General features: G+C 36.8%; 8 protein-coding genes and 2 pseudogenes. 8 read left to right on the top strand and 2 right to left on the bottom strand.

Annotated elements, in window-relative coordinates:
* Positions 1-6 precede the first annotated feature (6 nt).
* Both MHH51_RS12660 and MHH51_RS12655 read left to right on the top strand, forming a co-directional pair.
* Positions 7-1,791 (top strand): DNA ligase D, encoded by a 1,785-nt coding sequence (locus MHH51_RS12660; protein ID WP_339282236.1) that lies wholly within the window; start codon positions 7-9, stop codon positions 1,789-1,791.
* A gap of 124 nt (positions 1,792-1,915) precedes the next feature.
* Positions 1,916-2,408: pseudogene (locus MHH51_RS12655) on the top strand (DUF3231 family protein).
* Between the two features lie 131 nt (positions 2,409-2,539).
* Here the strand turns inward: MHH51_RS12655 and MHH51_RS12650 are convergent.
* Positions 2,540-3,793, bottom strand: a complete 1,254-nt coding sequence (locus tag MHH51_RS12650; RefSeq protein ID WP_339286309.1) for a Y-family DNA polymerase — start codon at positions 3,791-3,793, stop codon at positions 2,540-2,542.
* Positions 3,794-4,343: 550 nt separating this feature from the next.
* Between MHH51_RS12650 and MHH51_RS12645 the strand changes: the two genes are divergently transcribed.
* The 6 genes and pseudogenes from MHH51_RS12645 (at position 4,344) to MHH51_RS12620 (ending at position 11,630) form a co-directional block, all read left to right on the top strand.
* Positions 4,344-4,823 (top strand): metal-dependent hydrolase, encoded by a 480-nt coding sequence (locus MHH51_RS12645; protein WP_339282235.1) that lies wholly within the window; start codon positions 4,344-4,346, stop codon positions 4,821-4,823.
* Positions 4,824-4,871: 48 nt separating this feature from the next.
* On the top strand, positions 4,872-5,276 hold the full coding sequence (locus MHH51_RS12640; RefSeq protein WP_339286308.1) for a GNAT family N-acetyltransferase: 405 nt from the start codon (positions 4,872-4,874) through the stop codon (positions 5,274-5,276).
* 193 nt (positions 5,277-5,469) lie between these two features.
* Positions 5,470-7,542 (top strand): annotated as a pseudogene (locus tag MHH51_RS12635) (catalase).
* A 449-nt stretch (positions 7,543-7,991) separates the two neighbouring features.
* Positions 7,992-8,828 carry a PRD domain-containing protein gene (locus tag MHH51_RS12630; protein WP_077602913.1) on the top strand — a complete coding sequence of 279 codons (837 nt, stop codon included), beginning with the start codon at positions 7,992-7,994 and terminating at the stop codon, positions 8,826-8,828.
* Between the two features lie 111 nt (positions 8,829-8,939).
* Entirely contained in the window at positions 8,940-10,793 is a 1,854-nt protein-coding gene (locus MHH51_RS12625; protein ID WP_339282234.1) for a PTS beta-glucoside transporter subunit IIBCA, read from the top strand.
* A 15-nt stretch (positions 10,794-10,808) separates the two neighbouring features.
* Positions 10,809-11,630 carry a PHP domain-containing protein gene (locus MHH51_RS12620; protein WP_339282233.1) on the top strand — a complete coding sequence of 274 codons (822 nt, stop codon included), beginning with the start codon at positions 10,809-10,811 and terminating at the stop codon, positions 11,628-11,630.
* Between the two features lie 133 nt (positions 11,631-11,763).
* Here MHH51_RS12620 and MHH51_RS12615 read toward each other — a convergent pair whose 3' ends face one another.
* Entirely contained in the window at positions 11,764-12,639 is an 876-nt protein-coding gene (locus MHH51_RS12615; RefSeq protein ID WP_339282232.1) for a LysR family transcriptional regulator, read from the bottom strand.
* Between the last annotated feature and the right edge of the window lie 91 nt (positions 12,640-12,730).

The raw sequence follows: 12,730 nt of genomic DNA, 5'->3' as shown, positions 1-12,730 counted from the left end.
ATACGAATGGATTGGATGAAGCCGATCGAGAGAACAGATATACCAGCAGGTGATAACTGGATTTACGAGGTTAAGTATGACGGCTTTAGATGTGAGTTAAATTGGACAGATAAGAAGATTATTTTAACAAGCAAAAACAGTCATGAAATTTCAGATAAGTTTCCTGAGATAGTTAATTGGTGCAATAATAATTATGATTATTTTAAAAATAAGATGCCGTTAAAATTGGATGGAGAACTTGTCATTCTAAATCACCAATACCAAGCTAATTTCACTTTAATACAAGCGCGGGGAAGAATGAAAAGTATTGATCGAATAAAGAAACAGGCTGCCATAAGACCGGCCTCTTTAATGGTCTTTGACATAACTGAAATAAGAGGGAAAAAGTTACACCAGGATAAGTTATCTTTTCGGAAAGAAATTCTGCAGCAAACATTGGAGACAATATCTAAAGATGCGGCTTTAAAACGTGTAGAAACTTTTACATCAATCGCAGAGATTAAAAAAGTTGTCTCCGATTCTAAAAGTGAAGGAATCATTGCTAAACGAAAGGAAAGCGCGTATCAAAAAGGTAAGAACCATGATGATTGGTATAAGATTAAAAATTGGAGAGTGGTCCAGGGTATCTTAACAGAGTATAATCCAAGCAATGGTTATTTTGCTGTTAATGTATTAAATAGTGATGCTTTAATAAGTGTTGGAACTTGCAAACACGGATTACCAAAAGGATCAGCAGAAACGGTGCAAAAGCTTTTTAGAGAGCAAGGTAAGCTTACCAACGGTTCGTATCATCTGCCATCAGCTATTACTAGTACAATCAATACATTGGATTTATATAGTGGAGAATTAAGAGAACCTAATTTCAAGAGCATTAATCCTACTACACCTTATAGAGAATGTACATTGGATAAATTGCAGTTAGACATGGCGCAGATGCCGATTGAAGTATCCAACACTGATAAATACTTATGGCCTGATATTTTAAAAAAGAAAGATCTCTTAGTTTATATCAGAGAAATATCACCCTGGATGCTACCATTTTTAAAACAACGAGCTTTAACAGTTATTCGGTGTCCAGACGGAATAGATAAAGAATCATTCTTTCAGAAAAGCTTGCCGGACTATGTCCCTGGCTTTCTATCATCTGATTCAACTGATGATTTAATTGTATGTAATCATTTGGAAAGTTTAGTATGGATGGCTAATCATGGTTCCATTGAATACCATGTGCCTTTTCAAAAAGTCGGGCATGTTACACCATTAGAGATTGTATTTGATTTAGATCCACCAGATAGAGAACATTTTTCCATGGCAGTAAAAGCAGCCAAGCTGTTGAAGCAAATGTTAGATGGCTTAAACCTTGTATCTTTTGTAAAGACATCTGGAAATAAAGGAATACAAGTGTATATCCCTATCAGAGAGGGAAGTATGACATATGATGAGACAGGAATTTTTACGGAGGCTGTAGCGAAAACTTTGGAAAGAACCTACCCAGATGATTTTACGACAGAACGTCTGAAAAAGAATCGACATGGAAGGTTATATATTGATTACGTGCAGCATGGACAAGATAAAACATTAATTGCTCCATACTCTCCGAGGAAGACTAAAGAAGGAACTGTTTCAATGCCCCTGTATTGGCACGAGGTGAATGAAGATTTGACTCCTACAGCTTTTACAATCGGAAATGCAGTCCAACGTGTGCAAGAAGTAGGGTGTCCGTTTGCAGGATATTTTGAAACAGGAAGCAAACAAAAATTGGATAAGGTGTTGAAAATAGTTAAAGATTAAAAGTCCTTATATTCAATTTTGTTGATTTAAATGTATTAATCGATAAAAGTTTCACATACTACAACAGAATAAGTGTGCAAACAAGAAAGGTGGCACATAAATGAATTTATTTAGGAGGATAACAATGGGTATTTTAAGTGGAAATCCACAGGATGAACCAATGCACTACGTGGAGTTATGTTTTAACAGGCAATAAAATGATAGCTGACCATCAAACGCTTTTAAACCATGTAGGAGATGAGGATTTAAAGAAATTAATAAAAGACTCCATAGACGGAGGATAACAAGAAGTAAAGCAAGTTGAAGAGATATTAAAACAGAACGGTATTGCTCTACCCCCTGCAGCTCCTGAGCCTCCGTATGTAGAGATCAATGATATTCCTACGGGTGCTCGTTTTCAGGATGCAGATGTAGCAGCTTCAGTCTCTGCAAAAATAGCAACTGGTTTAGTTACCTGTAGTCAAATAATGGGACAATCTATTCGTGAGGACATTGCAATGATGTTTGGACAATTTCACATGAATAAAGCCGCACTTGGAGGTAAATTATTAAAGTTAACGAAAGAAAAAGGTTGGCTTATCCCTCCTCCCCTTCATCCTTCTTCAAAAGAAGGCTAATGATAACTGAATGTATTAATTTTGAAGTGAAAATTAGCCCTACCTTTTTGGTTGGGCGTAGTTTTTGCAGAACGTAAGTTTGGTTTAAAAAAGCAAAAGTTCTAAGGAGTCTTAACAAGAATGGGTTATTTTTATTTATCTTCCCCAGCACGATGACCACCAACCAATTTGGCTCTAAATCTAGCCATACCACCATCAAGCAGGCTGGAAGCATGCAGCAGGGAGGTATAACCATATTTTTGCCGTATATGGTCTATAGTCTGGTCCAACTCCTCGTTTTGTATCGTTTCCTCAGCAGGTTCAAATAGATTAAGCTGTAGTGATTGCTTATGCTTAAGACCTCCGAACATAACGTTAATAGTCCTTACAGGGGTGCCTTCCTCGTAATGCTTATAAAAGATATATATCATATGTTCTTTTAATATTTTAGATAAGTCAGTTGCAGGAATCTTCATCTGCTGATTAAAACCGCCTTGTACGACATCCCGGGAATAACCGACGTACAATTTTACTACGGTAGTCATTAAGTAATTTTTTCTTATCCTGGCCACATTTTCATCTGTCATCTCCCGTATGACGACTTCAATGTCGTGTATATCCTTATAGTCACGATTCAATATCTGGTTTCTGCTGAATGATGTGCTTTTAGGTGTATAAACGTCTGACAAAAGGGTCCGATCAATTCCATGTGCGTGGAAAAAGAGCTGTAATCCAATGACTCCAAAATTATCTTTAAGCTTTTTAAAATTGTATTGTGACAGCTCCCCAATACTTCGTATACCCATTCGATTGAGCTTCTCCTCAGTTTTGCTACCTATACCCCAAAAATCCCTAAGTGGCCTTATTTTCCATACAGTTTCCGGAACATCTTCATATCTCCACTCACCAATAAATCCATTTTTCTCATCATGTTTTGCCTGATGGTCCAGAGCTAATTTTGCTAAAAGAGGGTTGGGGCCTATACCAACAGTCAAAACTAATCCAAGCTCTCTCCATACATCACGCTGGATTTTCCTTGCTATCTCATGCGTACTACCAAAAAGTTTATGAGATTTAGTTACATCAAGAAACGACTCATCAATGGAATAAACAAGTAAATCCTCTTTTGCTACATAACGTTTAAAGATACGCAATATTTCCATGTTCTTTTTCAAATACAGAGCCATTCGCGGCTCAACAATTTCAATGTTAGCTTTTTTAGAGATCTCATAAATCCTCGTGCCGGTTTTAACACCATATTCCTTCTTAACCAGAGGGGAGGAAGCTAGCACCAGGCCACCTTGATTATCCGGTTTTGATACAACTGCAATGCGAGCGTATAAAGGATGTTGATTACGTTCGACTGCCTCAACGCTTGCGAAAAATGATTTTGCATCAATGCACATTATATCTCTACGTGGTTCATTAGTATAATCCACCATCATGATTTCTTTCATGCTGACACCCCTCAATACGAATGTAAGTTCCTATTTATTATATGCATTAATTGTAAGAATATACGTTCGCAAGATCAAGGTAGATTAGGATGTAATAAATGGAAAAAAAGAGAGACCTACCTCTTTTTTTATAAGATTACATTCGATTCGTTTTTTTGATTTATTTCTTCTATATAATAGTTTAAAATAAAAAGTGAATATTGATTTCAAACAGATAAATTTAACATTAACAACATTTCTGATAAAAAAGAGTTTAAAGCATGATGAAAACCTGTGGATAAGTATTGTATTAGACGGTACTCTTTCAAAGGATGAAATCTTTCAGCTTTTGGATACGAGCTATCATTTAACAAAACAGTAAAATATTTTGATGCAGCAGACAATCAATGTTTGCTGCATTTTTAAAAAACAGAAATGAAATGAAAGAAACGTATGTTCTTTTTCTTGTAGAGGTGTTATGATGATAGAATGTAATTTACAAATAAAGGAGAAAAAGAGCATGACAGGGAAAACACATATCATGGCCGGCATCACTGCAACGACAGCTATTGTGGCAATTACGGATGCCTACCAGCCTGAATGGTTCATTGCAGCAGGAACTGCCGGTGGATTACTTCCGGATATTTGCCATAGCGGCAGCAAAATCGGGCGGAGGTTTCCGGCGATTTCGAAAATTATCAATACAATCTTTGGACATCGGACGTTTACACACAGTTTATTATTTCTAGCTTTAGTGGCACTTATTTTATCGGAAGTAGTCAGTAACACCTCCATTACCGTGGGCCTCTTGATTGGTATGGCCACACATTTATTATTAGATGCCAGTACCAAACAGGGAATTAAGCTATTATATCCTGCTAGGATAACGGTTCGTTTTCCAATTACTGCGAGAACCGGCGGAAAGGCAGAAAATATTATCTTATTGCTGCTGACTGTGGTTACGCTCTACTATGCGAACCGTATGATCGGGATTTTTTAGAAGTAGATTCTTGCTAAGAGCCATGGCAAAGAGGAGGGGAACATGGAAATTCAAATTAGTAAAATAAAGAAAGAGAAAGCTTGGGTGCTAAGACATGAGGTGATGTGGCCAGATGAGGATTTCGATTACATAAAATTAAAAGATGATGATGCAGGTATTCATTTTGGCCTTTTTAAAGAAAATATGCTGATTTCTGTTGTTTCACTGTTTGTAGATAAAGACGAAGCTCAATTTAGAAAATTTGCGACGCTGAAATCAGAACAAGGAAAAGGGTATGGAAGTAGATTGCTAGAGGCAGTATTGGAGGAAGCAAAAACATACGATATAAAGAGAATTTGGTGTAATGCCAGAAAAAACAAGGAGAGTTTTTATCAAAGGTTTGGTCTTGTCCGGACATGCTCAAGCTTTGTGAAAAATGACGAGTCCTACGTTATTATGGAGAAATATGTATAGTTCCCAAATCAAATCAGTTAAAGAAGCCGTCTGTACTGAACAGGTGACTTCTTTAACTGAATACAATAATCAAAATAAAATAGAAGTTAACGATACATACAATAAAGGCATTCTATTTTTATACAGAAAACTATTCCTAGTGCATACTTTTCATTTCTTGGTTAAAAATGGATGCTATTACCATTGCTAGGAGATGAATCTGTATGAAAGAAAAGAAGATCTAAACAAAAAGGAAAAACAGCTGGAATCCCATATAAGAGAGACACGTAATCAAGAGATGATTTCCAATGAAGGAAAAAAGATAGCGGATGATGAAAATTCATTGACCGCCGGCGACCGCGGACCGACTTTGCTTGAAGATTTTCTTGCCAGAGAAAAGATAGCACATTTTGATCGGGAAAGAATTCCGGAAAGAGTTGTTCACGCACGAGGAACGGGCGCTTATGGTGAATTTGAACTGTATGAATCTATGAGTGATGTATCGATAGCTGATTTCCTGTAGGATCCTTCTAAAAAAACACCGTTATTTGTGCGGTTTTCACAAGTAATTGGTTCAAGGGGCTGTAATGAAACCGTTCGGGATGTGCGCGGATTTTCTATTAAATTCTATACAGATGACGGAAATTTTGATATAGTTGCTATCAATTTTCCTATCTTTTTCATTCAAGATGCAATTAAATTCCCTGATTTGATTCATTCTGTTAAACCGGATCCAGATAACGAATATCCGCAAGGCCAAACGGCGCATGACACGTTTTGGGATTTTATGGGAATCAACTCGGAGACAACCCATATGGCTATGTGGATTATGTCTGATCGTGCAATTCCTAAGAATTTCCGTACTATGGAAGGATTCGGTGTCCATACATTTCGTCTAGTTAACAAAGAAGGGGTCGCTCATTTTGTGAAGTTTCATATCAAGCCAATGCTGGGGGTTCATCCATTAATTTGGGACGAGGCACAAAAGCTGGGTGAGGATGCTGATTTTCACCGCAGAGATCTTTGGACAAATATCAAAATGGGAAATCATCCAGAATACGAGCTTGCGATACAGATTATTCCGGAAGATCAGGAATTTATGTTTGATTTTGATATTTTAGACCCGACGAAGTTCTGGCCAGAAGAGGAAGTTCCGCTTCAGAAGATAGGGAAAATAACGTTAAATAAAACGGTTGATAATGCCTTTTAGGAAACAGAGCAGAGTGCATTTCATCCAGGGAATATTGTCCGGGGAATTGATTACTCTAATGATCCGCTGCTGCAAGGACGTTTATTCTCGTACACGGATACGCAACAGGAACGGGTTGGAGCGAATTACCAGCAGCTTCCGATCAATAAGCCGGTGTGTCCTGTTTTTAACAATCAGCGGGATGGTGCTTCACGTTATGTGATTGACCGCGGGAAAGTTTCTTATCACAAAAACATATTGGCAGATAATACACCAGCTGAAGTACCGCCGGAAAAGGGAGGCTTTGTAACCTATCCTTCGACGGTAGAAGGATTGAAGCTGCGTAAAACAGCAGATTCCTTCAAGGATCACTACTCACAGGCGAGGCTTTTCTGGAACAGTATGACACCGGTGGAGCGGGACCATATTATCGGTGCTTACAGCTTTGAACTTGGAAGATGTCTTCATGTACCTGTACGTCAGCAGATGGTTGACCGCTTGGCGAGGGTCAGTAAAGAACTCGCCGAAAAGGTTGCGATAAAAGTCGGGGTTACTGTACCGGATGTAGAAGAATCCAAGGTTACGAAATCATCACCAGCTGTAAGCTTGATGAATACGAAATTCGTGGCGAAAACGCTAAAAGTAGCTGTGTTTCTGGCGGAAGGCTTTCCTGGAAAGGAAGTGGACGCACTTTTGAAGCAGTGGAGAAAAGAAGGGATACATGTAGTGATTGTAAGCAACAACCTGGGTGAAGTAAAGAGCAGTGAAGGAATGACGTATGATGTCGACCAAAACTTCCTGACAGGGTCACCTTTAAGCTATGAGGGTGCCTACCTGGTTGGTGGAACTGGAGTGGATGACTATTTCCATCATCAGGCCCGTACCTTTATTATGAATATGTACAATCACTTCAAGCCAATAGGTGCGAGGGAAGAGAGTGCTCACTTATTGAAGGAAATGGGAATTGAAGGGATGCCGGGCGTTGTGATGGATACAGATTCTCAGTTTGGCCAGAAATTTATTGATGCAATGGCGAAGCAGCGCTTTTGGGAGCGCCCAAGTTTTCTTTATAATGTGAATGGGATTAAAGGGAAATAAGTACATCTTTCGTTTCTATTTTATAAATGTTGAAGATGAGATAAAAAAATCAATATCTCCTGTCTGAATAAGGGGGCCTGTTAATCAAAGTGAAGTTTACTTGTTTAGGGGTCTTCTTTTTTATTTACTCTACCAAGTAATCGGTGATTCGTTTTCAAAAGGTTCCAGTTGATTTTCGTAAGCGCTTGACATCAAAGCTGCCCATGGTATACTAGGTGACATAGAGAGCGCTTTTTATAATCAAATCTTTATACAAAAAAAAACGAAATAATTTAAATATAATTTCTATATGATAGTAACGATTAGGATTGTTATAGCATGATTCTGAGCTACACAAAACCTATTTACAAATATCTTTATTTGTAAATAGGTTTTTTTATATTCTGACATCAATAAAGATACAAAAATGTAAATTAATACAATATAGTGCAGGTAAGGAGGCCAATGAAATGAAAATAAGAAAAATCCTTAACAATAGTGCTGTTATTACAAGAGATAGTAATAATAAAGAGATTATTGTAATGGGAAAAGGGATTGCTTATAACAAAAAGAATGGTGATTCCATCGATCAGGATAAAGTTTATAAAACTTTTTCCGCTGACTCTCAGACAATTCACAGCCGAATAATTGAGATGATAGATGAGATTCCGGTAAAATACATTGATTTATCCGAACAGATTATTAATATCGCGAAGGAAAAGCTTGAAACTCCTTTAAATGACAGTATTTATATATCTTTAACGGATCATATTTATACGAGTATTCAAAGATATCATGAAGGGATCCCCTTGAAAAATAAATTACAATGGGAGATCAAACATTTTTATCAAAAGGAGTTTGAAATTGGACAAGAGGCTGTGATGCTGATAAAAAACGAAACGGGCATTTCAATGCTGGAGGATGAAGCGGGTTTTATTGCTGTCCATATTGTCAGTGCTGAATTAGATGGAGAGGTGCATAATTCCTATCAAATAACAAACTTTATTCAACAGATTACCCATATCGTTAAATATTATTTTTCCATCGAATTTGACGTGGAATCGCTTGCATATCATCGTTTTGTTACACATTTAAAGTTTTTTGGTCACCGTATTTTTTTACAAAATAATAAAAAAGAAAATCCGCTGGATAATGATTTATTAGAAATTATTAAAGAAAAATATGTGCAGCCTTATCTATGTTCCTTGAAGATAAAAGAATATGTGGAACAAAAATATGATTATATTCTGGACAATGACGAACTATTGTATCTAACCATTCATATAGCAAAAATAATAAAGCAATAGCTTCTATAATAACCTTTAAGGCGGTGATTGATGAACGATAGCTCTGACAGAGGATGGTGACATTAAGTTGGCTAAACCTTCATTAATACATTTAAAAATGGAGGAGAAAACATGAAAAATGAAAAATTAGTAAATCAAATTATAAAGGCAGTAGGGGGAAAGAACAATATAAATAATGTCGTTCATTGTGCTACCCGTTTACGGTTTACTTTGAAGGACGATTCCAAAGCGGATGATGAAGAAATTAAATCCATAAAAGAAGTATTGTCCCTGGTTAAAAAAGGAGGGCAATACCAATTAGTCATTGGAAATAATGTGGATCGTGTCTATAATGATTTAGCAAAAGTAATTGGTATCGGTTCGGGAGACAATGGCAAGAAAAATGATGACAGGTCCGTTTTTGATAAAGTTATCGGCACAATTACTGGATCGATAGCGCCGATAATTCCGTTACTTGCCGGCTGTGGTATGGGAAAAGTATTATTACTTGTACTAACGATGCTTGGCTGGTTAACAACAGAATCGGATACGTATATTGTTTTAAACTTAATGTTTGATACAGGGTTCTATTTCATGCCCGCATTTATCGGTTTTTCTGCGGCTAAAATTTTTGGGGCCAACCAGTACTTAGGTGCGTTTCTTAGTCTGGTGATGGTACATCCTGATTGGATGGCTCTAGTGTCAGAAGGAGATCCTGTTACATTTTTAGGTATTGGTGTTTCCTTAGTTAAATATTCAGCAACGTTGGTTCCAGCCTTGCTTGCTGTATGGATTATGTCTTATGTAGAACGATTTGTTAAAAAAATAGTGCCTAAGATGATTAAAGTATTCGCAGAACCGTTGCTGGTAGCTTTAATCAGCGTACCTTTAGCGCTAATTATTGTCGGTCCGGTCGGCGATTTCATTTCTTCTTTAATTGCCCAAGGAAGCATGTTTGTTTATAATCATGGCGGCTTTATTGCTATTCCATTATTGGCAATGGTATATCCCTGGTTAGTATCTATCGGTATTCATAAGGCATTAAGTCCAATTAGTATTGACCTTGTAGCGACCAGAGGATTCGACCCGATTATTCGTGTTGTTGCTCTTTGTTCCAATATGGCCCAGGCTTCTGCTTCCCTTGCCGTATCCATTAAAAGTAAAAATACTCAATTGAAATCTTTGGCGTTTTCTTCAAGTATGGCGGCTTTCTTAGGCGGAATTACAGAGCCTGCTTTATATGGGGTTAACCTAAAATTGAAAAAGCCTATGTATGCATGTATGATCGGCGGCGCAGCAGCAGGGTTGTTTGCGGGTATCATGAAACTCAAAGCTTTTATTTATGTTACTCCAGGTCTTTTAAGTTTACCTATGTGGATTTCAGAAGAGGAAAACAATATTCTGCTGGCTATTTTTACACTGATTATATCAGCAGTTGTAACCTTCATAGCAACATTTGTTATCGGATTTGATGATCCGGTTGAAGAAAAGTCCCAAGAATCAAATATGGTTAAAAATGATGAAGCTGTTAAAAAACATACCAAATTAAAAAGTCCTTTAGATGGTGAATTGATTCCATTGGAAAATGTTAATGATGAGACTTTTTCCAGTGGCATTATGGGAAAAGGCATTGCAATTAAACCGGAAAACGGGAAATTATATGCCCCTTGTGATGGTGTAGTAAGTGCAGCATTCAGCAGCGGCCATGCCGTTGGCTTAACCACGGATGATGGCGTAGAGATACTGGTTCATATAGGAATCGACACCGTTTCATTGGAAGGAAAGTATTTCCATTCATCTGTTGAAAAAGGACAGGTTGTTAAAGAAGGGGACTTACTTATAGAATTCGATATAGACCAAATAGTGAAGGCTGGATATGAAACAACAACGATTGTCATTATTACAAATAGCGATGATTATTTAGATGTTGTTCCTGTAAATAAAAAGAATGTCAAAGTGGCAGATGATTTATTAGCAATAATTTGAAAGGGGAAGAGTTAAATGATTTATGCAGATTTACATGTTCATACCAACCATAGTGATGGAGTATGTGAAATAAAGGATGTTTTAGATAGAGCGAAAGAAAAAAATATAAAAGCACTTGCTATCACTGACCATGATACAGTCGATCATTGGGCAGAGATTAAGCAATATTCTGAGGAATTAGGCATAGAGGCGATTCGCGGTGTGGAAATGAGCTGCTATGATTTTGATGTATATAAAAAAGTACATGTGCTCGGCTTATGGATTGAAAAAACAGATCATATTGAAAAATTGTGTACAAAAACCTTACAGGCACGCGATAATTATCATAAAGAACTCATCGAAGAGTTGAAGCAGAAAAATTACTATATCACCTATGCAGATGCCAAAAAGTATTCTAAATATAATATTGTTTTTAAAATGCATCTTTACCAGGCTTTAAAGGAAAAATATTCGGATGATATGAATCCTGAAAAATATAAACAGTTATTTGCTTCCAAAACCTCTATTGAAACAGATATGAAAATGGAATATATAGATGTTAAAAAAGGCATTGAAGCCATTCAAAAAGATGGTGGTATTGCAGTGCTGGCTCATCCTTGTGTATACGATAATTATGACGAAATTAAAAAGTATGTGAATTTTGGGTTGCAGGGAATAGAAATTAATCATTCAAAAATGAAAGCAATTGATTATAAATTGACAGAAGAATTTGCTTCTAAATTCAATTTGTATCGAAGCGGTGGAAGTGATTTTCACGATCCAGAATTGCTTCAGTTTGGTAATAATGGCTTGACGGAAGAGCAGTTCATAGAATTGAAGCGTAATGCTGGTAAATAGAAGATTTAAGTGAAAAAAAGGCAGCATGTACTCTGATTTAATTGGGTGCGTGCTGTCCTTTTTTAAACGTTCGGGATGTATCTTCACATAGACATTTGAGTTGTTTTATTTAAGTTTTTGACCAAAACAAATCTCAAGCTTGTTTATGATGTTGAAATATATCAATGGTTGCCTTCATAGCTGACTCATTCCTTCTGCTTTCTTTAAATAGGAGGAATATGGATTGAGAAGGAATAGAAACTTTACTTTTGAATTCTATTTGCTCCAGACAATCTGCATAATCAGATTGATTCACTTCCGTATCAGACAAAAATCCAATCCCTTTTAAATCAATAATAAATTGAATCGCTAAATCACTATGTCCCACTTCCATTCTAGGTTTGGCTCCTTGCTCGTTCTCATTTTCCATCCATGATTGAAACGAACGCCCCCAGTTCAGATAAATCCAAGTCTGATTAGCTAATTCTTGGAATCCTGCGGGCTTACTTATGTTCAAATCCTTATACTTATACAAATGAAAGGTATCTTGTTGAATCAGTATGGAAGAGATTTCCTTGCTCATCGGCTTATTATAAACAATACCAAAGTCTGTTGATCCATCTAAAACATGCTGAATGACAAAAGAGGAATGATCTGTTCGCAAATGGATGTGTGCCGGCTGATGCACTTGATGTAATTCTTTGATGATTTTCGTATTCATTTTTCTACAAAGTGAATAAGCAGCAGAAATTGTGATTTGAAAGCTTTCCTCTAACTCCTCTTCAGCAATCTTTTTCGTCTGTTCCCATAAATCCATTTGACGCTGCAGCAGAGGCAGCAGTTTATAACCAATGGCAGTCAGTTCGATATTACCTTTATGTCTCACTAATAACTTTTGTCCATAGAATGCTTCTGTCTGCTGAATACGTGCTGTCACTGTGGACTGCGTCACATGAAGGACTTCTGCTGTTTTGGTGAAGTTTTTTAATTCAACGACTGTTAAGAAGGTCCTTATTTGCTCATAATGCATTTTTCTTCCTCCTATCGAAAAAGTCAATAGTAACTATTTAATTATTCGTTTTGTCTATTATACTATCTTGCTTTTATAATATAAACAAAGG

Source organism: Oceanobacillus sp. FSL K6-3682 (assembly GCF_037976165.1).
GTDB classification, from domain to species: Bacteria; Bacillota; Bacilli; order Bacillales; family Amphibacillaceae; genus Oceanobacillus; species Oceanobacillus sojae.
This window is presented reverse-complemented; position numbering and strand designations above follow the sequence as displayed.